Here is an 18,934-nt window from a genome sequence, read left to right as displayed (position 1 = left end):
CCAAGTGCGACATCGCCGCTGAAACTGGGGCTGCGTCGCTCGACGATTAAAAGAAGATAGCCGCGCATGGCGCGATATACCTTCTCTTATCCGACGATGACATGCGGTACGAAACGCGACAAGTTGGCGGTTATGCGCGAGCGATCCTCGCGGACGGCAAGACCGCAGGCGCGATCACCGACGATCCAGCTGCCGAGCACGGCGAAGCCACCATCGCTTTCGAAAAGCGGAGCATAGGCCTGGACGATAAAGCCTTCGTCGCCATAATCGCCGGGGGCGGAAATCAATTCCCGGCCATCTCGGAATATCGTGACGTTCTCGCCTTCTCGCGACAGCAGTGGTTTGCGCACATAATCGCTCAAACTGGACGCCGCCGGGTCGTCTGCGAAATAGCTAGCGAGCAGGTTGGGATGATTGGGGTGGCGCTGCCAGAGCAGAGGCAGAAGCCCTTTGTTGGAAAGCACGGCCTTCCAGGCGGGCTCGACGAAAACATCGCCCGAGCGCACGAGGTCGCGGGCGAACGGCTCGCGCAGCATGAATTCCCACGGATACAGCTTGAAGCAGCGGTCGATCACCCGATCCTTGAGATCGGTGTAACGGCCCTGTGCATCGATGCCGATTTCGCGGATGTCCAGAAGCTCGACGCGATGGCCGGCCTGCACTGCACAGTCCATCAGATAGACCGTCGTGCCGCGATCCTCCTCATTGTCGGTCATCGCCGCGAAGTGGAAGATCGGCTCCTTGGAAAATTGCTCGAACGCCTCGACGAGGCTTTCCTGCAAGGAATTGTACTGGTCCGCATCCTTGGGCAGGATACCCAAAGCCACCTGGTCGGTCAGCCAGTTGAACTGGAAATAGGCTGTCTCAAACACCGAAGTGGGAGTATCAGCGTTATATTCGAGCAACTTAACCGGGCCAGTGCCGTCATAAGCAAGATCGAACCGGCCGTAGAGGTGCAGGTCGCGACGCTGCCAGGAGCGCTGCACCACATCGCGCAGGTCCTCCGGAATAGCCAGCTTGTCGAGCGACTCTTCGCTTCTGACGATATCATCGACCAGATCCATGCACATGTCGTGCAGTTCCTGGCTCGGTTCTTCAATCCGTGTCTCGATCTCATCGAGCGTGAATGTATAGGCGGCATCGTCGAGCCAGTAAGGCTCGCCGTACATGACGTGAAACCCGAAGCCGACGGCGCGCGCCTTGTCAAGCCAATCAGGACGCGCCGGAAGGGTGATGCGCTTCATGTCAGCCGCCGAAACTGAACGACGAACGGCCCCCGAAGCCTTGACGGGCGACGGTGCGGGTGTTGACGTTGACCGGCTTGACACTCTGACGTGAGGGCGCAGTCACGGTGTCGTTGCGACCGCCCGAGCGAACAGTCGTTGTCACCGTTTGCCCCGAGCGATTGCGATAAATCGGCGTCGAGCCGTAGGAGCCACTCTCCTCCTGGCGCCGGCGATAATCGTAATAGCCGCCGATGTTGTTCAATGCGGAAGACAGCATGTAGCCCGTCAGGAACGGTACGAAAAAGCTGCCGCCTCCGCCGGTATTGTTGGGGACGGCACTGGCCGACTGTTCCGTGCACTGGCCTGAGCCGTATTCGGCCTCGCAGGCGGCCATGCCGTTGAAGCGCGGCGCGGCGGCGAGATGGGCCCGCATGGCATCCTGATAGCCGGCCTGGCAGACCTGCCGGTCCATGCCGGAAGTCACGCATTGGTCGACGGAGGTGAACATTGTCTCCGAGGGAGTCTGATCGCCGCAACCGGACAGGGCCAGGGTCGAGGCAGCGATGGTGCCGAGGGCCAGGAAAGGTCGTTTGTGCCCGCTCTTACGTCTGCGCATCGTTCCCTCCCCTCAATAGGTCATGCAGGCGGCGTTGAGAATACCGATGACCAGCGCGATGCCGCCGCCCCATATGCCCGCGGCGATATCGCCGGCAGTGATCTTTTCATGCAGATCCGTCATGGTGAAATTCGCAATATAGTAAGCCAGGATCTGCGCCAGAATGCCGACCACCGCCCATATGATGTAATCGACTATGCTGACCGAATTGGCTGCGGCCGAAGCCAGCGGCAGGCTGAAACCAACAAGCGCGCCCAAGAATGCCGTGACGGCGGCAAGATTGCCTGCGCGAATGAGTTGGACTTCCTTCTGCGGCGTCAGGAATGTGTAGATCACCGCGAAAACGCCGTAAGCGGCAAGACCAACGGCGAAATAGCCGAGGAAGGCAGGCAGACCCGCCACGTAATCGAGCATTGAAAAAGTCCTCCGTTGAAATTGATAGGATCCCCTCAGACGCGGCGAACATCGGCCGGAGCGAGTCCATAGCCGATCAGAAATTCCACCGAGCTGCCTGCCTGGCTCTGTCCGAGATCGAGGTCGCGCTCGACATTGATCAAAAGCATCTCGCGCGTCGAGCCAAGCGGGCGATAATATAGCATGCAGGTCTGGTGAATGGAGCGCTGCGCCTCACCGTCGTCGACCTTCTCGACAAACTCCGCCAATGGGGTGCGTTCCGGGCCCTCGCCCCAGAAGCGGCTATAGAGGATGCCATCGGCATCGTAGCTTGGCTGACCGATCAGGCCGTCCGGCCCGGTCCAGCGGTTCCATTCGCCCTGCCCGGCAGGCACGACGCTGTCCCAGGGCTGATAAAAGCTGATGTCGTCGACATCACCCGGCTGGCCCGACGTCGACATCACCTGAATCATCCGATGGTCTTCATCGTAATAGCGCGACAGAACCGTCGCGGCATCGAGCGAAACCTCACCGTAGGCGGCAATGATGAACGGGCCGCTCCGTGGCAGCGGCATGGCCGGCTGGCCGGCCAAAGCATCGGCTTCGAGGGAGAGGAAATCGATCTCCAACGCCCCGCCGATGGCGGCGCTCAACGGGCCAAGTTCTTTGGGTAAGGGCCTTTCGTTCTTGTCTCTGCCGAACCAGCCGATCATGATACCTCTCCCATTCGAGCCCAAGCGATGGCAGCGGGATCTAGCCGCATTCCGCTGATGTAGTAAAGGGTCTCGCCGCCCCGCATCAGCGTCTCGTCCTGGCAATTGAGGTCGGTCATGCCCTGGCTCAGCATGCCCACCAGCGTCACATTATGCTGACGCTTGAGCCTTAAAAACACGTCCCCGTAGAGTAGCGGCGTTTGCAAAGGCGGCACCGGCAGGGAAAACGCCGTGTCGGTGGAAGCGGCCGACAGCAGCCGTGCGGCGATTTCCGAAGAGCCCGGATCACGGGCGGAACGCGACAGCAGCTCCTCGGCGAGCGAGCCCACCGCCTCGACGCGCGGCCGGCGTTGTTTGACCATCTGTGCCGTGCGGTCGTCGGCGAAATAGGCCACGATATGGGCATTGGGCGCGTGGTCTTCGGCAATCAGCACGGCGGCCAGCGTCTCGTCGTCATTTGCACCGCGCGCGATGATCGCGCGCGCCTGGGCCACTCCGGCCCGCACCAGAGCCTCGGCATCGGCAAGCCGCTCGGTTCTGATATAGTCGGCGTAATTGCTGGCGGGATTTTCCGGCAGGTCCTTGGCAACCAGAACACTCATCGGCTCGTTGGCCTGCCGTTCGGCATGCAGCAGCCGCAGCGTCTGGTATGTCTGCCCCTCTTGCCAGCCCAGGACGATGATATGGCCGGCGCGTTCGCTGTAATCACCCAGTCCGCGCATGCGATTCCTCCAGATCGTACCGATATTTGTCAACAACTTGCCAAGAACAGCGGTGAAGATGGCAATGCCGCCGGGAAGAACGAACAGGACGGCAATTAATCGGCCGGCCCCCGATTTTGGAGAAAGATCGCCATAGCCGACAGTCGTTGCCGTCACCATATAGTAATAAAGAAAGTCGACCGGATTGCCGACGAGATCGGCTTCGCCGGCCAGCATGAAGAGCAGGTAAGAAGCGACCGGGTGGATCACGAGGATAACAAAAAGGGCTGACCAGGCCAATTCGCTGAGCGAGAGATATACACGCCGCATCAATGAAGCGATAAATGGCAAGCGATTCGCCCCCGTTCCCAACGCGTACCCTAGCGAAATTTATTTAGCGCACCAGATCTTTAAGTTGCAAACCGATTACCCAAATATTTTGACGTTCCAACCGATGGAGGACTTTTTGGAGACCTGGAACCTCACCACTTTAACGCGCCTGTTCGCCGCCGATCCCGACGCACTGGGCGATGTGGATGTAGCCGTACCCGAACAGGGCGACGTCATATGCGTGACTCTTAAGGAAAAGGGCGATCTCGACGTCTTCGTCGCGGTGAGCGGGGAGCGCGACATCCTCGTCAGCGCTGTTCTGGTGCCGTGCAAGGACGTGTCCAATCGAGAAGCCTTCGAACGGATGGTGCTGAAGACCCATAAGTTCGTGCCGCTCTCCAGCTTCGGCATCACCACAATCGACGGTGAGGAATGGTATGAATTGTTCGGCTCGCTGTCAGCACGCTCGCCGGCCGAGACGGTGGTCGAGGAAGTCGCGATTCTGGCTGCCAATGCCGTCGATGCGGCACACATGATTGAAGAGTGGAAAAGCGGGGAGATTGCAGCGTGAGCACTTGGGGCAAGATTTTCACCGCCATTCGCGGCGGCATTAACGAGGCAGCGGAAGCGGCCGCCGACAGCCAGTCCATGCGCGTCCTTGATCAAGAAATCCGCGACGCTGAACAGTCGCTGCGCAGTGCGCGATCCGATCTTGCCGGCATCATGGCGTCCAACAAGAGCGTCATGCGCCGACTTGACGAAAACCGCGCCAAGGAGACCAAGGATACCGACAGCGCTCGCGCTGCGATCTCCGCGGGCCGCACGGATCTCGCTCAAGGTCTGGCTCAGCGCATTGCTAGTATCCGTGCCGAAGTGCAGCGCGACCAGGAAGAGCTCGACCGGCTGCTGCCTCGCCAGCAGCAGATGCTGCGCACGATCCAGGAGACCGAAGCGCGCATTGCTCAGATGAAGCGCGAGGTGGGGAATGTCAAAGCCAATGAATCGCTGCTGCGCGCTCAATCGGCGATCGCCCATAGCCAGTCGGGCATCAATACCCGCCTCGGTAGCGCCGTCGAGAGTCTCGAACGCATCAAGAAACGCCAGGAAATCACTGCCGGCCGCATCGAAGCCGGTGCTGAACTGGCCGCGCTGGAAAACGGCAGCGACCTCGATCGTCAACTGCGCGAGGCCGGCATTGGCAGTTCGAGCCACTCGGCCGATGACATTCTTGCACAGCTGATGGCACCGAAACATTCGGTAGAGCCCATCTTGCTGCCAGCGCCGACCAGCAAAAAAGACTGATAATCCCGGGAGCGGCAGCCCTGCCTGCCATTCCCGCGCGCGCTTACGGAATTGGAGCGCCGCGACCCAGCCTCTGTGGGGATCGCGGCATTTCAATCCGCTGCAAGCTGCCCTTGGCAGGCGGTGCCATCGACGCCTGCCCGCTTGTTTGGCGCCGGCAGCGAGAAAGGCACGGTTCCGCGGCCGATACGCCGGATACGCCCGTCAGATCTTGAAATTTGTCGCGACACATGACATATAAAAAGCGACAGATGACGCAGGAGAAAGATCATGGCCGTCGCGGCAAAAGCACCCTCTTCAGCGGCAGGCGGTGGTGAACTGCAAAAAATCGAAGCATTGCTCGGCGGTTCGCGCATTCTGTCGCGTAGCCTGACCAATGCCCTCGACGCCCATGAGCTGCTCCTGCACGGCCTGCCTGCAACAGCACTGGATCATCTTGTCGGCACTCTCGTCGTCCTCGGCAAGAACGAGTCCCTCGAAAAGGCGGTGGGCATGAGCTTGCGCACCTGGCAGCGGCGGAAGGACACGCCTTCCAAGCCGCTCAGCCAGGAACAGAGCGGCCGCGCGTGGAAATTCGCCGAGATCCTCGCAAAGGCAACGGATATCTTCGGATCGCAAGCAGAAGCCGAACAATGGCTGGAGCGTCCGGCAGTCGGACTTGAGCAGCGCCGCCCGATCGATCTTCTCGGGACGCCCGCTGGTGTCGAGCTTGTCGAGGATCATCTCGATCGCCTGGAATACGGCGTCTATGCATGACCCTTTTGCCGATCGCGCTCGGCGGGACCGAGCTGGTCGCGTGGCGGCTCGATCAGGCTGTCCATGCGCCGACTTGGGATAGCGGAGAAGGCGCCTATCGGGTTGGCGGCCGCTGGAACAGCAAGGGGGTTCGCGCGGTCTACTGCTCGCTCGATCCCGCGACGGCGATCCTTGAAGTCGCGGTCCACAACGGGTTCCGGGCGCTCGACACCGTGGCGCACAGGATGACGGCAGCTGTCATTGCCGATGCTGGCGATATCCATGTTGTCGATCCGGGAAACGTGCCCAATCCCAACTGGTTGCGCCCGGGCATTCCCAGCGCCGGACAGCAGATCTTCGGAGACGATTTGCTTCGACAACATCGTTTCGTTGCGATCCCGAGCGCGGTCTCGCGGCATAGCTGGAACCTGATTTTTCTGGCAGGCGGTGCGACGGGCGCCTATGCACTGAAGTTCCAGGAGTCATTTGCCCTCGATACGCGGCTGCATCCGCCCACGTCATGAACGTCTTGGAGCCACGGGGCTATTTGGAAGGGACCGAATTCAATGTCAAATATTGACATCGCGACCCGGATGCAGAACAATTTCAGGAATTTGATAAGGAGGGTGCTTCATGACCAGCAGCCTGCATGTAAGCTTGCCCGATGAAATGCGTGCCTTCGTCGATATGCGCGCCAACGGGAAGAGCCAGTACACAACGCCGAGCGAATATGTACGCGCCCTTATTCGCGAAGATATGGCACGCGAAGAAGATCGCCGCTATGCCATCCGCTCGCTGCTGCGGGCGGAAGAGGAATTCCGGCGCGGAGAGATGCTGCCCCTTTCCGCTCTGGATGCTATCGACGCGGAGCTGGATGAAGAACTGCGCTAGTGGCTCCTCGCGTTCTCATCCTGCCGACCGCCCTTGATAACTACCGTCTGGCAGTCCGCGAAACGGCGCGAAAATGGTCCACCGAACAGGCCAAAGCATATAGCCGCTTGCTGCGGGCGGGATTTGAAGGCATCCCCGAAGCCTACGCCCGCGTAAGGATAAAGAAAGACGAGCGCGCCGGGAATTCGCTCTTCCGGCTCCACAAGATAGAGCACCATTACGCCGTATACATCGTCGTTGACGACTCAACCTTGGTCATTGCCGCGGTCTTGCATGAGCGGATGGATATTCCCGCACAGCTGAGGACAATCGAACGATTGACCGACAGAGAGTATGATGCGTTGATGGGACATCCTCGGCCGAAGTCCTTAGGACGGTCGGCCGCGATCACCGGCGGCGCGGCAGCAGATCGAGCAGCAAGCCGCGTTAGATAGGCGAGAGGCGCCCCGCTTACCGAGACCAAGCGGATAGTCGACGCGCAAACGCAGCACGCCATAAAAATGCTCGATCCGCCAAGTCGGCTATTCTCACTGCCTCCTAAAGCGTGTCGCGATCTTTCAGATTCGCTTGTCGCGCTTTAGCTCTTTGTTTTTACGCATGTCGTTGTCGCAAAACCGCTGCGCACTTTTGCGCGACATGCTTTAGTTGACCCCGAGAAATTGCTTCAACTCCGCTGTCTGCGGATTGGCAAAGACTTCCTCCGGCGGGCCTGCTTCATGGACTCGGCCCTGGTGCATGAAGACGACGCGGTTGCAGACGTCGCGGGCGAACTTCATCTCGTGCGTCACCATCAGGAGGGTCATTCCCTCGGCGGCGAGTTCGCGCACGACGGCCAGAACTTCGGCGACCAGTTCCGGATCGAGCGCGGAGGTGATTTCGTCGCAGAGAAGTGCTGTCGGCTGCATGGCGAGCGCGCGGGCGATGGCGACACGCTGCTGCTGGCCGCCCGAGAGCTCGTCCGGATAGGCGTCGAACCTGTGACCCAGCCCTACCCGCTCCAGCATCTTGCGGGCGGTCGCCTCGGCTTCGGCTTTCGGCGTCTTCTTGACCACGGTCTGCGACAGCATGACGTTGCCGCCGACGGTCAGGTGCGGGAAGAGGTTGAACTGCTGAAAGATCATGCCGACCTTGAGGCGCAGTGCCTTCAGATGCACTTCATCATCGAGGAGCTGCGCGCCGGCCACGGAGATGGAGCCGTCAGTGATGGTCTCCAGGCCGTTGATGCAGCGAAGCAGGGTCGATTTGCCCGAACCGCTCTTGCCGATAATGGCGATGACTTCGCCAGCCTCCACATCGAGATTGATGCCTTTCAGCACCTCGGTGGTGCCAAAGCTCTTGCGGACTTCAGTGATTTCGATGAGCGACATTGAGCTTCCTTTCCAGGATCTGGCTGCTTTTTGACAAAGGCCAGCAAAGGGCGAAGTAGATGAGAGCGACGAGCCCGTAGACGGTGAAGGGCTGGAAAGTGGCATTGGTGACGACCGTGCCGGCTTTCGACAATTCGACGAAACCGATGATCGAGGTCAGCGCCGTTCCCTTGACGATTTGAACGGAGAAACCGACCGTCGGCGGTATGGCGACCCTCAGCGCCTGCGGGAGGATGACATAACGCATCTGCTGCAACCGGCCCATGCCGAGGCTGGCGGAGGCTTCCCACTGACCCTTCACGACCGCTTCGACGCAGCCTCGCCAGATTTCGGCGAGGAAGGCAGCGCTCCACAAGATCAGCGCGAAACCCGCAGCAAGCCAGGCCGGCACGTCTATCCCGAAGAGGCCGAGACCGAAAAAGGCGATGAAGAGCTGCATCAGCAACGGCGTGCCCTGGAAGAGCTCGATATAATATTTCGCGACTGTCCTGAATGCCTTGCGCTTGCTGATACGCAGGAACAGCAGCCCCAGCCCGACCACGCCGCCGCCGATGAACGAGACCAGCGAAAGCAGGATCGTCCAGCGGGTGGCGAGCAGCAGGTTGCGCAGGATGTCCCAGAGTGTGAACTCGATCATCGTGCTGCTCTCCTCGGGAAAATGAACCCGCCGACCACCGCCAGCAGCTGCCGAAGCAGGATCGCCAGCACAAGATAGATGGCTGTCGAGACGATGTAGGCCTCGAAGGCGCGGAAGGTTCGCGATTGTATGAAGTTCGCGGCAAAGGTCAGATCCTCGGCGGCGATCTGCGAGACGACTGATGAGCCGAGCATGACGATGACCACTTGCGACGACAGTGCCGGCCAGATGCGCTGCAGGGATGGCACGAGAACGACATGCCGGAAGGTTTCGAAGCGCGTCATGGCAAGGCTCTCGCCTGCCTCGAACTGGCCCTTCGGGGTTGCCTGGATGCCCGCGCGGATAATTTCGCAGCTATAGGCGCCGAGGTTGACGACCATCGCGAGGTTGGCGGCCGTCAGTTCGGAAAGCTTGAAGCCGAGCGACGGAAGGCCGAAGAAGATGAAAAAGAGCTGGATCAGGAACGGCGTGTTGCGGATCAGTTCGACATAGGTCGCAACGACAGGCTTCAGCCAGGCCGGGCCGAGTGCACGCACCCAGGCACAGAAGATGCCGAGCGATATGCCGAGCACTCCGCCGATGGCGATAAGCTCCAGCGTGATCAGTATGCCCTTGATGATCTCAGGATAATATTCAAGCAGCCAGCCGAATTCGAAATGGTAACTCAAGGAATTGTCCCCTCTTGTGGCGACGGAGCGTCATGTCGTCCCGCGCGCGGGCGCGGGATGACATCCGTGAGACCGGTCCTTAGAGATCCGACGGGAGATCGGCGCCGAGCCACTTCTGCGATATGGCGTTCAGCGCGCCATCGGTTTTTGCGGCGGCGATAATGCCGTTCACCTTCTCCAGAAGGGCCGTCTGTTCCTTGTTGAGACCGATGTAGCAGGGCGAGTTCTTGATGAGGAACTTCATCTCAGGGCGCTTGGGAGGATTTTTGGCGAGGATCGCAGCGGCCACGACGTTGCCGGTGGCGATGGTGTCGACCTGGCCGGACAGGAAGGCCGAGATAGTGCCGTTGTTGTCCTCGTAACGCTTGATCGTAGCGTCGGCCGGCGCGATCTTCGTCAGCTCGAGATCTTCGACAGCGCCGCGCGTGACGCCGATGCTCTTGCCGGCGAGATCTTCCACCTTGGCGATCGAAACATCGGCCGGTGCGAACACGCCGTTGAAGAAGGGTGCGTAGGCCGTGGTGAAATCGATCACCTTTTCGCGCTCCGCATTCTTGCCGAGGCTTGATATGACCAGATCGACTTTGTTCGTCTGCAGATAGGGAACGCGGTTGGCGCTGGTGACCGGCACGAGCTCGGTCTTGACGCCGAGCTTTTCGGCAATGAGATTGGCCACATCGATATCGTAGCCCATCGGCGCCATATCGGTGCCGACACTACCGAAGGGCGGAAAATCCTGCGGGACGGCGACACGCAGCGTACCGCGCGCCGTGATGTCGGCAAGAGCATCGGCGTAAGACGCGGAGCCGAAGCCGAAGGTTGCAGCCAGGGTCGCGATTGCGAAGAAGACTCGTCTTGTCAGCATGTTTTAATTGCTCCTTTGAAGTTGTGGTTTTTTGGGTCTGACAGTTGGGAGACCGAGGGCACGGCCTTGGGAGGAAGTGACAGGGAATTCCGCAGTTCCGAGAGCGGATCGGGCCGTGTGGTGAGGTCGAGGCCCATTTCCACTTCGTCCAGATGTTCGATAGAGAGCTCGGCAGCTCTGACGAAATAGCCCGCTTGCATGGCCTCGAAGATGCGGCAGTGTCCGTCATGGGACTGTGCTGCATGAAATTCAGACTGATAGAGCATCGAAATGAGGATCGTCCTCGCGGTGAGATCACGGAGGATATCGACGATGATGGCGTTCCCGCTCAATTCTGCGATGCGGATGTGGAAATCGCCCATCAAATAGGTCAGGCGCTGGCGGTCGCCCGCAGCCATTGCGCTTTTTTCCTCGTTCAAATGCGCGTCGAGAGCTTCGCGTCCCTCGTTCGTCAATACGCGCATGCTGCGCAACAATCCCGCCTCGATGACGCGCCGTGCCTCATAGACCGCGATCGCCTCTTCAGCGGACGGCTCGACAACAAACCAGCCTCGTCTCGGACTGACATGCACGATACCGCGTGTTTCCAAGCGCATCATGGCTTCACGGACGCGGGTTCGAGACACGCTGAAGAGCGTTGCCAGCTGGTTTTCACTGAGACGCGTCCCAGGCCGAATCCTGGCTGAAAGAATCCCGGAGACGATCGTCTCCTCGATGGTCTTCTGCGTGGTCTCAGATGTCTGGCTATCTTGCATACAAGACAGGAAAGCAAAGCTCGTGCCAAAATTCGGCGTTCAGGACTTCCAAGATGTCTCGGATCCCTCCCCTGGAATTTGCACGCTGGGAATGCAGACTGGGCGTAATTTGAGCGCATGCCCGCAATTCCTTGCAAGCCCCAATCAGCGCCGGCCGCGCGAAACCGACGAAGCCCCTTCCCTATCGGAAGAGTTGCTTGCGGCAAGACCGGCTCGACCTATATAGTCATGTTAGTCACTATAGTCAGGATATAGCGAATGCAGCCATCACGACCAGAGGATAAAAGTTGGACCGTCGCCAGTGCGAAGGCCAAACTGTCTGAGGTTATCCAACCGCGCAAGCAACGCCGCAAACGATCATGCGCAATGGTAAACCAAGCGTCGTCGTCGTTTCAGCCGAGGAATGGCAGCGGAAGACCGCGCGCAAGGGCACCCTCGCAGAGTTTCTGATGCAATCGCCGCTGCGGGGCGCCGATCTCGATCTCGAGCGTGAACGCGACGAACCGCGTGATCTCCAGCTGTGAGAGTTCTGCTCGACACCAATGTGCTTTCCGAGGTGACAAGGCCGCGTCCCGATGCACATGTCTTACAATGGCTGGACAGTCTCGACGAGGATCGCTCATTCATCAGCACCGTATCGATCGCGGAGATCCGGCGTGGTGTCGCATTGATGGAAAGCGGGCGAAAGCGCGACGCGCTGGCTGAATGGCTTGCCCAGGATCTGCCGCAGCGCTTCGAGCAGCGCGTCATCCCTGTGCACCAGCCGGTTGCGATAGCCTGGGGCGACCTGATGGGGCTCGCAAAGCGAAGCGGACGCGGCTTATCGTCAACGGACGGCTTAATTGGCGCCACCGCGATTGCTCACGATCTCACCCTCGCCACGCGCAATATAAAGGATTTCGAGGGCCTTGGGATCGAGCTTGTCCACCTTGGACCGAGCGCCCGTGACGATCCACAGAGCGGACCGCCACGGGATCTTTTCGTCTAGTTGAAACTCGAGGTTTTGAGGAATTCCGCCAGCCGTTCGGTCTTCGGATGCACGAACATGTCCTTCGGATCGCCCTCCTCGCAGATGACGCCCTGGTTCATGAAGATGACGCGTGACGAAACGTCGTAGGCAAAGCGCATCTCGTGGGTGACGAGCAGCATGGTCATGCCGTCGGCGGCAAGCCCCTTGATGACCTGGAGCACTTCGCCAACCAGTTCCGGGTCGAGCGCCGAGGTCACTTCGTCGAACAGCATCAGCCTCGGCGACATGGCGATGGCACGGGCGATCGCGACGCGCTGTTGCTGGCCGCCTGAAAGCTGGCCGGGATAATGGCTCGAGCGGGCGGAAAGGCCGACACGATCGAGCCATTTTTCCGCGATGGCGCGGGCATCCGGCTTCGTCATCTTCTTCACCTTGACGAGGCCGAGCATGACATTTTCAGCGGCACTCATATGCGGGAAGAGATTGAACTGCTGAAACGCCATGCCGGTCAGCGCGCGCTGGCGTGCAATCTCCTTCTCGCTCTTGCGGCGCCGCGTTGCGCCTTCGGCGCGGTAGCCGATCTCCTCGCCGTCGAGGCTGATCGTGCCACCCTGGAATTCCTCAAGCATGTTGATGCAGCGCAGCAAGGTGGTCTTTCCGGAGCCGGACGAGCCGATGATGGAAATGACTTCGCCCTCCTCAACGGCGCAATCGACGCCCTTGAGGACTTCGTGGATGCCGTAAGTCTTACGCAGACCCTGGATGTCGAGAATGGTCTTGGCCATCGGGGGAACTCCTCAGGACGGCAGGGCGGTCTTGCGCTCGACGTATTTGCCGAAGTGCTCGATGCCGTAGTTGATGATGAAATAGAGACCACCGGCCAGGAAGTAGAACTGGAGGCTCATGAAATTGCGGGAGATGATCTCCTGCGTGCGTAGGAGAAGCTCCGCAACGCCGATGACGGAGAGCAGCGTCGAGGCTTTCACCATCTCGGCCGCCGTATTCACCCAGGCCGGCAGGCATTGGCGCATGGCCTGCGGCCACAGCACAGAGGTGAAAGTCTGGGTAAAGGTCAGGCCGATCGCCTTGGCGGCTTCGGTCTGGCCCTTCGGGATTGCCTGAAGCGCTCCGCGCACGATTTCGCCGACATGGGAGGAGCAGAAGATGGCAAGGGCGAGCACCCCGGCCGAGAACGGCCCGAGATCGAGGCCGACGGCGGCGGAGACGTAGTAGCTCGCCAGCACCAGTACGAGCACCGGCGTGCCACGGATGATATCCGTATAGGCACGCACGGCCAGCCGCAAAACAACGCCGCCATAGACGAGCGCCAAACCGACGAAAACGCCAAGTATGGAACCCGCAAGGATGGCCAGCAGGGAGATCGACACGGTCACGCCGATGCCGTTCATGATGACGTATCGGGCGATCCAGAGTTGTTCGAGAAAAGTGTGGGACATCAGGTCTATCTCGGCAGGGCCAGACTGCGCTCGACGAAGCGCATCACGGCGGCGATGAGGAAACAGGCCGCGACATAGAGCGCTGACGTCACCATCCAGGTCTCTATGACGCGGAAGCTCTCGACATTGATCTTGCGGGCAGCAAACGTCAGTTCGGGCACGGCGATGGCGGCGGCGAGCGAGGTGTCCTTGAAGAGCGAGATGATCGTCGAGGACAGTGATGGCAGCACGTTGCGCAGCATCAGCGGAGCGATGATGGAACTGCGGATCTGCATCCCCGTCAGGCCGATGGCAAGCCCCGCTTCCGTCAACCCTCTTGGAATAGACAGCAGCCCGGCGCGGAACACTTCTGCCAGATAGGCGCCGGAATAAAGCGACAGAACCAGGACGAAGCTTTTTATCTTGTCGAGGCGCAAACCCATTTGCGGCAGCGCGAAAAAGACGAAAAGCACCAGGACGAGAATCGGCAGGTTGCGAATGACAGTGACATAAACTCGCGCCGGCACCACCGCAAAGCGGCTTTTGGAGGTCAGCGCGAAGGCCACCACAAGGCCGATCGCGGCCCCGATCAGGATCGAGATCACCGCAAGGCCGAGACTGAGCGCGAGCCCGCTCAAAAGATAATCGAAGTTGCGCCAGACGGCAGCGAAATTCAACGTGTAACCCATACGGGCCGCCCTTTCAGACCAGAGCAGGATGCCGAAAAATATGAGCGGTTTTCGGACGGCGTCATGCTTTCACTCTTTAAATGCGGAGCGGGAAACATGTCCCGCTCCGCATGGCTGTTACTTGAATTCGACCGGGAAGCCGATCTGCGGCGGCGTCAGATCTTTGCCAAACCAGGTCTTGAAGGACTTGGCGTAAAAGTCGAATTCAACGCCGGTCATGGCTTCGTGCAGGGCGGTGTTGACGAAGTTCAGCCAATCCTGATCGCCGCGCTTGACGGCGCAGGCGTAGGTCTGCGGATTCCAGCCATAGCCGGCATCTTTGTAGCGGCCCGGATTCTGCGTCATGTACCAGGCGAGCGACGACTGGTCGGTGGCAACTGCATCGGCGCGTCCCGATTCCAGCGCCTGATAGATCAGGTCGACGGAATCGTACTGATCGACGGTCGCCTCCGGCAACGCCGCATGCACCATCGCCTCGGCATAGACGTTCTGGAGAACCGAGATGGTGACGGAGGAACCGGCCGCCTTGAGGGCTGCGTAGTCGGCATATTTTCCGTCCGCCTTGAGCATCAGTCCGACACCCTCGCGATAATAGGGAATGGTGAAGGCAACCTGCTGGGCGCGCTCGCCGGTAACGGTCATGAACTGGCAGGTAATGTCGACTTTGTCGGTGGTGATGTTCGGGATGCGGGCGTCGGAGGACTGGTTCACATATTCGATCTTCTCAGGATCGCCGAAGAGCGCCTTGGCGATGATATGGCCCATGTCGACGTCAAAGCCCTGAAGCTTGTCGTCGGCGCTTTTGAAGTGCCAGGGCGCATTGGTGCTGCCGGTGCCGAGGACGAGATGGCCGCGGGCCAGCACTTCATCGAGCTTGCTGCCGTCGGCCAGCGCAGGGGTGGACAACAGAGCGGCGACGGCCAGCGACATCACGCCGGTGCGAAAGGAAATAGTCATGGCGTTCCCCTTATCATGGTTTCTATTGTTCCAGTATAATGGACGCATGTCTGTTTTACTGGAACAACGTTATCAAGTGCCATCAAGGGTGAATTGTCAATGGGCCATGCTGAAAAAACGCGCAGTGGCGCGCGTGGCGATTTTTTCGGCAGTGCAGCATTGTTCTGTTGTTTAGAGGCTCAACATCATGCCCTTCCCGCTCAGCGACCTCAGGCCATGCCGAGGGCGCAAGATGTGCTCTTTACGGCGAGCGTCTCAGGATCCGGCGCCTTACCGGTTTGCGATTGCAGCGCGGATCAGTGAACCCGCCGCCTCGCCGGCGGCTTCCATGTAGGTCGGGTCGCGATGCAACAGAACGACGGCGAACGAGCCATCGAGCAGCAGGACGATCTGCCGGGCGAGCTGCGGCGCTTCCGTCTTGATCCCGGCCGCCTCGAATGTGACCCGCAACCACGCCTCGACCCTCCTCTTGTGTTCAATCCCGACTTTCATGGCTGGATGGCCGGGCATATTGACGAGTTCCGCAGAGGTGCGCAGGAAGCCGCAGCCCTTCCATTTCGGATGGCGGGCCGCGCGGGCGAGATTGCGAAAAATGCCTTGGACCTTATCCGCCGGTTCGCCCGCCGTTTCCGCGTACCAGCGCTTGAATAGAGAGAGGTTGGGCTGATCGCGCGCCTCCAGATATGCCCCGATGAGATCGTCCTTGCTGGCGAAATGGTAGTAAAGGGTGCGTTTGGTGACGCCGGCCTCTTCAGCCACCGCATCGACGCTGACGCTTCTGACGCCCTCGTTGTAAAACAGCTTGGCGGCGGCCGAGATGATGCGTTCGCGCGTTGGAACTGCAGGTGAGATCATGCCGCTATGTATACCGTCTAGTGAGTATACACAAGCATCGGGCGGCGGCATACTTCTCCTGACGCAGCATACCGGAAAGGAAAACCGAATGGCCGACACTGTTTTGATCGACAGCCGCGACGGAATCGCCACGCTCACTCTCAATCGCCCGGAAAAACTCAATGCGCTAAATTACGCCTTGATAGACCGCTTGCTCGCGATCCTCGACGCCATCGAAACCGACAGATCAATCCGGGTGGTCATCCTCACCGGCTCCGGCGAGCGGGCATTCTCGGCGGGCGGCGATATCTACGAATTCTCAGAAAGCGTGGCGCAGGGCGCCGATGTCGCCATGCGCGATTTCGTCGCGCGCGGGCAGCGATTGACAGCGCGGTTGGAAGCCTACCACAAACCCGTCATCGCCGCCGTCAACGGCCTTGCCTTTGGCGGAGGCTGCGAGATCACCGAGGCAGTGCCCCTCGCCATCGCCAGCGAACGCGCCCTGTTCGCCAAGCCCGAGATCAATCTCGCAATGCCGCCGACCTTTGGCGGAACGCAGCGTTTGCCAAGGCTGGCCGGGCGTAAGCGCGCGCTCGAATTGCTGTTGACGGGCGATGCATTCTCCCCGCAGCGCGCCCTCGAACTCGGCCTTGTCAACCAGCTTGTCCCGCATGACGCTCTCATGCCGGCAGCCCACGACCTCGCGCGGCGCATTCTGCGTCATTCACCGCTGGCGGCGGCGAGCATTTTGACGGCGGTGACGCGCGGCATCAACCAGAGCATTGCCGAGGGGCTGCTAATCGAAGGCGAACAATTCGCCCGCATGGCGCCAACCGCCGATCTGCGCGAAGGGCTCGACGCGTGGATCGAGCGCCGCAAGCCGAACTATCCCGGCTCGTGGTCGCTCGATTGATTGTCGCCAATACTGCTGAGAATGGCTCAGCCAGCGTAATCAGAACTCTTCCCAGTCGGACTTCAGCGCGACGGAGGCCGAACCGCGCTGGATGGACGCGAGGGGCGAAGTACGAACGACTTTCAAAGGCGTCGGTGGGGCAGGGTGACGATCCGCCGGCGCAAACGAAGTCCTGGATCTCGGCGCATCGTTGAAACGGAACTGTTCAAGAAGCTCGAAGAGCGCGGCAGCCTCTCGTGCGAGACCATGGCTTGCAGCCGTCTGATCTTCGACCATTGCGGCATTCTGCTGCGTTCCCTGGTCGACGGTGTTGATGGACTGGCTGATCCCACCGAGCGCAGTCGATTGCTCGCGCGCCGCCTCCACGATCGCCGTGACGTTGGTATTGATTTCGTGAACCTGAGTGGCAATTTCCTGGAGCGCGGATCCGGCATTCGTGACAAGGGCGACGCCGTTTGCGACATGGGAACCGGACGCTGTGATCAGGCTCTTTATCTCCTTGGCAGCTTTCGCCGACCGCTGCGCCAGCTCACGAACCTCCTGGGCAACGACCGCAAACCCCTTGCCAGCCTCCCCAGCTCGTGCCGCCTCGACGCCGGCATTGAGCGCCAAAAGGTTCGTCTGGAAGGCAATCTCATCGATGACACCGATGATATTGGAAATTTCCCGTGACGAGTTTTCAATCTGGTCCATCGCTCCGATGGCGTCACGCACCACCTGGCCGGAATGCTCGGCGTGATTTCTGGCGCGCCCCACGAGTTGACCGGCTTCCTCGGCGCGGCGGCTCGAATCCTTGACCGTCGTCGTGATTTCCTCAAGGGCGGCGGCCGTCTCCTCGACGGATGCCGCTTGCTGCTCGGTACGCTTTGCCAGGTCGTCGGCCGCTGTGCGGATTTCGTTGGAACGGGCTGAGATCGCCTTGGCATTTTCGGCAACCGTTGCCATTGCACCCTTCAACTTTTCCGAGGCGCTGTTGAAGTCGGCACGCAGCCTTTCCAGCGAAGGAATGAAAGGCTTCTGGATCACCTGCGACAGGTCACCGTCCGCAAGATTCGTCAGGCAACGGGCAAGTTGTTCGACATTTTCGACGCGCGCCGTGACATCGGTTGCGAACTTCACGACTTTGAACACTTTGCCGTTCAGGTCGAAAATCGGATTGTAGGAAGCCTGGATGTAGACCTTCCGTCCGCCCTTGCCCACGCGCATGAATTCGTCCGCGACCAGCTGACCGCTCGCAAGTCTCCGCCAGAATTCCTTATAAGCCTCCGACCTCGAGTAGTCGGCTTCACAGAACATCGAATGATGTTTGCCCTGGATTTCGGCAAGCGAATAACCTAGCGCGGACAGGAAGTTGTCGTTCGCGGTCAGGATTTCGCCGACCGGCGTGAATTCGATGATCGCCTGAGCCCGGGACAATGCGTCGATCTTGCCCGAATCCTCGGCAGACTTCAGCTTCTGCGCAGTGATGTCAGTTGCAATCTTGATAACCTTGACCGGCTTCCCGCGTCGGAACACGGGATTGTAGGATGCCTCGATCCAGACCTCGCGCCCGCCTTTTCCGACCCGCTTATATTGTTGTTGATCGAATTTCCCCGCTGACAGCTTTGTCCAGAAAGCCGTGTATTCCGCCGAGGATGCGTAGGCAGGTTCGACAAACATGCTGTGATGTTTTCCGACGATCTCCCTCAACTCGTAGCCGAGCGCCCGGCAGAAGTTTTCATTCGCGGTGAGGATCTTGCCCGATAAGTCAAACTCGATCATGGCCTGCGAATTTGATAAAGCGGCAAGAGCCGCCACAGCATTTGCTCCACGATCAAGAATACTCACGCGCAATCCCCCTAGATTTCATTGCTGTTGGGCCAGCCATGTCGGAAATATTCGCTTATGCTTATTAACGGGGATTTAATTATGAATATAACGCGCAGGATATTTTCTT

Annotated in this window: 22 protein-coding genes and 4 pseudogenes; 10 read left to right on the top strand and 16 right to left on the bottom strand. The window is 59.8% G+C overall.

Annotated elements, in window-relative coordinates:
- Positions 1-86: 86 nt before the first annotated feature.
- From AC2444_RS23955 to AC2444_RS23935, 5 genes are read right to left on the bottom strand one after another with little or no spacing between them, the layout of a single operon-like run.
- Positions 87-1,244: a glutathionylspermidine synthase family protein gene (locus AC2444_RS23955; protein ID WP_128450342.1), complete on the bottom strand. Its 1,158-nt coding sequence runs from the start codon at positions 1,242-1,244 to the stop codon at positions 87-89.
- Position 1,245: 1 nt separating this feature from the next.
- Entirely contained in the window at positions 1,246-1,842 is a 597-nt protein-coding gene (locus tag AC2444_RS23950) for a DUF1190 domain-containing protein (protein ID WP_012755589.1), read from the bottom strand.
- Positions 1,843-1,854: 12 nt separating this feature from the next.
- Positions 1,855-2,256 (bottom strand): DUF350 domain-containing protein, encoded by a 402-nt coding sequence (locus AC2444_RS23945; RefSeq protein ID WP_003550237.1) that lies wholly within the window; start codon positions 2,254-2,256, stop codon positions 1,855-1,857.
- A gap of 35 nt (positions 2,257-2,291) precedes the next feature.
- Positions 2,292-2,948, bottom strand: coding sequence for a YjfK family protein (locus AC2444_RS23940; RefSeq protein ID WP_012755588.1), 657 nt, complete (start codon positions 2,946-2,948; stop codon positions 2,292-2,294).
- Complete coding sequence (locus AC2444_RS23935) at positions 2,945-4,000, bottom strand: ion channel (RefSeq protein WP_128450341.1); 1,056 nt, start codon at positions 3,998-4,000, stop codon at positions 2,945-2,947. Before AC2444_RS23935 ends, AC2444_RS23940 begins: the two co-directional genes overlap by 4 nt.
- 103 nt (positions 4,001-4,103) lie before the next feature.
- On the opposite strand from AC2444_RS23935, the gene AC2444_RS23930 reads away from it, so the two are divergent.
- The 6 genes and pseudogenes from AC2444_RS23930 to AC2444_RS23905 form a co-directional block, all read left to right on the top strand.
- Positions 4,104-4,550, top strand: a complete 447-nt coding sequence (locus AC2444_RS23930; RefSeq protein WP_029871137.1) for a YjfI family protein — start codon at positions 4,104-4,106, stop codon at positions 4,548-4,550.
- Positions 4,547-5,281: a PspA/IM30 family protein gene (locus AC2444_RS23925; protein ID WP_017956566.1), complete on the top strand. Its 735-nt coding sequence runs from the start codon at positions 4,547-4,549 to the stop codon at positions 5,279-5,281. Before AC2444_RS23930 ends, AC2444_RS23925 begins: the two co-directional genes overlap by 4 nt.
- Before the next feature lie 270 nt (positions 5,282-5,551).
- Positions 5,552-6,037, top strand: a complete 486-nt coding sequence (parS, locus tag AC2444_RS23920; protein WP_012755584.1) for a type II RES/Xre toxin-antitoxin system antitoxin — start codon at positions 5,552-5,554, stop codon at positions 6,035-6,037.
- A complete protein-coding gene (locus tag AC2444_RS23915) occupies positions 6,034-6,540 on the top strand; it encodes an RES family NAD+ phosphorylase (RefSeq protein ID WP_017996235.1) in 507 nt (168 codons plus the stop codon). The genes parS and AC2444_RS23915 overlap by 4 nt, the downstream gene beginning before the upstream one ends.
- A 109-nt stretch (positions 6,541-6,649) precedes the next feature.
- Complete coding sequence (locus AC2444_RS23910) at positions 6,650-6,907, top strand: ribbon-helix-helix domain-containing protein (RefSeq protein WP_003550229.1); 258 nt, start codon at positions 6,650-6,652, stop codon at positions 6,905-6,907.
- Positions 6,907-7,275: pseudogene (locus AC2444_RS23905) on the top strand (type II toxin-antitoxin system RelE/ParE family toxin); the annotation flags it as partial. The gene AC2444_RS23910 and the pseudogene AC2444_RS23905, both read left to right, overlap by 1 nt.
- A 273-nt stretch (positions 7,276-7,548) precedes the next feature.
- Here the strand turns inward: AC2444_RS23905 and AC2444_RS23900 are convergent.
- The 5 genes and pseudogenes from AC2444_RS23900 to AC2444_RS23880 form a co-directional block, all read right to left on the bottom strand.
- Positions 7,549-8,274, bottom strand: a complete 726-nt coding sequence (locus tag AC2444_RS23900) for an amino acid ABC transporter ATP-binding protein (RefSeq protein WP_012755581.1) — start codon at positions 8,272-8,274, stop codon at positions 7,549-7,551.
- Complete coding sequence (locus AC2444_RS23895; RefSeq protein ID WP_011648875.1) at positions 8,252-8,911, bottom strand: amino acid ABC transporter permease; 660 nt, start codon at positions 8,909-8,911, stop codon at positions 8,252-8,254. The genes AC2444_RS23900 and AC2444_RS23895 overlap by 23 nt, the downstream gene beginning before the upstream one ends.
- Entirely contained in the window at positions 8,908-9,579 is a 672-nt protein-coding gene (locus AC2444_RS23890; protein ID WP_011648874.1) for an amino acid ABC transporter permease, read from the bottom strand. Before AC2444_RS23890 ends, AC2444_RS23895 begins: the two co-directional genes overlap by 4 nt.
- A 79-nt stretch (positions 9,580-9,658) precedes the next feature.
- On the bottom strand, positions 9,659-10,444 hold the full coding sequence (locus AC2444_RS23885; RefSeq protein ID WP_012755579.1) for a transporter substrate-binding domain-containing protein: 786 nt from the start codon (positions 10,442-10,444) through the stop codon (positions 9,659-9,661).
- 3 nt (positions 10,445-10,447) lie between these two features.
- Positions 10,448-11,199 (bottom strand): annotated as a pseudogene (locus AC2444_RS23880) (GntR family transcriptional regulator).
- A 258-nt stretch (positions 11,200-11,457) separates the two neighbouring features.
- On the opposite strand from AC2444_RS23880, the pseudogene AC2444_RS23875 reads away from it, so the two are divergent.
- A pseudogene (locus tag AC2444_RS23875) lies at positions 11,458-11,723 on the top strand (type II toxin-antitoxin system prevent-host-death family antitoxin).
- A pseudogene (locus AC2444_RS23870) lies at positions 11,720-12,147 on the top strand (PIN domain-containing protein). The pseudogenes AC2444_RS23875 and AC2444_RS23870 overlap by 4 nt, the downstream one beginning before the upstream one ends.
- Positions 12,148-12,183: 36 nt before the next feature.
- Here AC2444_RS23870 and AC2444_RS23865 read toward each other — a convergent pair.
- The 4 genes from AC2444_RS23865 to AC2444_RS23850 all read right to left on the bottom strand — a co-directional run bounded on the left by AC2444_RS23865 (position 12,184) and on the right by AC2444_RS23850 (position 15,251).
- A complete protein-coding gene (locus tag AC2444_RS23865; protein WP_012755576.1) occupies positions 12,184-12,954 on the bottom strand; it encodes an amino acid ABC transporter ATP-binding protein in 771 nt (256 codons plus the stop codon).
- A gap of 12 nt (positions 12,955-12,966) precedes the next feature.
- On the bottom strand, positions 12,967-13,626 hold the full coding sequence (locus tag AC2444_RS23860; protein ID WP_011648868.1) for an amino acid ABC transporter permease: 660 nt from the start codon (positions 13,624-13,626) through the stop codon (positions 12,967-12,969).
- Between the two features lie 5 nt (positions 13,627-13,631).
- Positions 13,632-14,294: an amino acid ABC transporter permease gene (locus AC2444_RS23855; RefSeq protein ID WP_017996239.1), complete on the bottom strand. Its 663-nt coding sequence runs from the start codon at positions 14,292-14,294 to the stop codon at positions 13,632-13,634.
- 117 nt (positions 14,295-14,411) lie between these two features.
- Positions 14,412-15,251 (bottom strand): transporter substrate-binding protein, encoded by an 840-nt coding sequence (locus AC2444_RS23850; RefSeq protein ID WP_012755573.1) that lies wholly within the window; start codon positions 15,249-15,251, stop codon positions 14,412-14,414.
- Between AC2444_RS23850 and AC2444_RS23845 the strand changes: the two genes are divergently transcribed.
- Entirely contained in the window at positions 15,250-15,426 is a 177-nt protein-coding gene (locus tag AC2444_RS23845; RefSeq protein WP_157628365.1) for a hypothetical protein, read from the top strand. The two genes, AC2444_RS23850 and AC2444_RS23845, sit on opposite strands and share 2 nt — an antisense overlap.
- Positions 15,427-15,521: 95 nt before the next feature.
- Here the strand turns inward: AC2444_RS23845 and AC2444_RS23840 are convergent, their stop codons facing one another.
- Positions 15,522-16,157: a TetR/AcrR family transcriptional regulator gene (locus AC2444_RS23840; RefSeq protein WP_128450338.1), complete on the bottom strand. Its 636-nt coding sequence runs from the start codon at positions 16,155-16,157 to the stop codon at positions 15,522-15,524.
- A gap of 37 nt (positions 16,158-16,194) precedes the next feature.
- On the opposite strand from AC2444_RS23840, the gene AC2444_RS23835 reads away from it, so the two are divergent.
- Positions 16,195-16,998 (top strand): crotonase/enoyl-CoA hydratase family protein, encoded by an 804-nt coding sequence (locus AC2444_RS23835; RefSeq protein WP_012755571.1) that lies wholly within the window; start codon positions 16,195-16,197, stop codon positions 16,996-16,998.
- Positions 16,999-17,037: 39 nt separating this feature from the next.
- Here the strand turns inward: AC2444_RS23835 and AC2444_RS23830 are convergent, their stop codons facing one another.
- Positions 17,038-18,825: a methyl-accepting chemotaxis protein gene (locus AC2444_RS23830; RefSeq protein WP_128450337.1), complete on the bottom strand. Its 1,788-nt coding sequence runs from the start codon at positions 18,823-18,825 to the stop codon at positions 17,038-17,040.
- Positions 18,826-18,934 lie beyond the last annotated feature (109 nt).

The organism is Rhizobium sp. WSM1328 (assembly GCF_057653715.1).
Note: the sequence above shows the minus strand (reverse complement) of the source record. Positions and strands in the feature narration are given on the sequence as shown.

Coding starts and splice junctions, on each gene's coding strand:
- AC2444_RS23955 (WP_128450342.1), bottom strand. CDS start 1,244: ATGAAGCGCATCACCCTTCCGGCGCGTCCTGATTGGCTTGACAAGGCG.
- AC2444_RS23950 (WP_012755589.1), bottom strand. CDS start 1,842: ATGCGCAGACGTAAGAGCGGGCACAAACGACCTTTCCTGGCCCTCGGC.
- AC2444_RS23945 (WP_003550237.1), bottom strand. CDS start 2,256: ATGCTCGATTACGTGGCGGGTCTGCCTGCCTTCCTCGGCTATTTCGCC.
- AC2444_RS23940 (WP_012755588.1), bottom strand. CDS start 2,948: ATGATCGGCTGGTTCGGCAGAGACAAGAACGAAAGGCCCTTACCCAAA.
- AC2444_RS23930 (WP_029871137.1), top strand. CDS start 4,104: ATGGAGGACTTTTTGGAGACCTGGAACCTCACCACTTTAACGCGCCTG.
- parS (WP_012755584.1), top strand. CDS start 5,552: ATGGCCGTCGCGGCAAAAGCACCCTCTTCAGCGGCAGGCGGTGGTGAA.
- AC2444_RS23915 (WP_017996235.1), top strand. CDS start 6,034: ATGACCCTTTTGCCGATCGCGCTCGGCGGGACCGAGCTGGTCGCGTGG.
- AC2444_RS23910 (WP_003550229.1), top strand. CDS start 6,650: ATGACCAGCAGCCTGCATGTAAGCTTGCCCGATGAAATGCGTGCCTTC.
- AC2444_RS23900 (WP_012755581.1), bottom strand. CDS start 8,274: ATGTCGCTCATCGAAATCACTGAAGTCCGCAAGAGCTTTGGCACCACC.
- AC2444_RS23895 (WP_011648875.1), bottom strand. CDS start 8,911: ATGATCGAGTTCACACTCTGGGACATCCTGCGCAACCTGCTGCTCGCC.
- AC2444_RS23885 (WP_012755579.1), bottom strand. CDS start 10,444: ATGCTGACAAGACGAGTCTTCTTCGCAATCGCGACCCTGGCTGCAACC.
- AC2444_RS23865 (WP_012755576.1), bottom strand. CDS start 12,954: ATGGCCAAGACCATTCTCGACATCCAGGGTCTGCGTAAGACTTACGGC.
- AC2444_RS23860 (WP_011648868.1), bottom strand. CDS start 13,626: ATGTCCCACACTTTTCTCGAACAACTCTGGATCGCCCGATACGTCATC.
- AC2444_RS23855 (WP_017996239.1), bottom strand. CDS start 14,294: ATGGGTTACACGTTGAATTTCGCTGCCGTCTGGCGCAACTTCGATTAT.
- AC2444_RS23845 (WP_157628365.1), top strand. CDS start 15,250: ATGGCGTTCCCCTTATCATGGTTTCTATTGTTCCAGTATAATGGACGC.
- AC2444_RS23850 (WP_012755573.1), bottom strand. CDS start 15,251: ATGACTATTTCCTTTCGCACCGGCGTGATGTCGCTGGCCGTCGCCGCT.
- AC2444_RS23840 (WP_128450338.1), bottom strand. CDS start 16,157: ATGCCGCCGCCCGATGCTTGTGTATACTCACTAGACGGTATACATAGC.
- AC2444_RS23835 (WP_012755571.1), top strand. CDS start 16,195: ATGGCCGACACTGTTTTGATCGACAGCCGCGACGGAATCGCCACGCTC.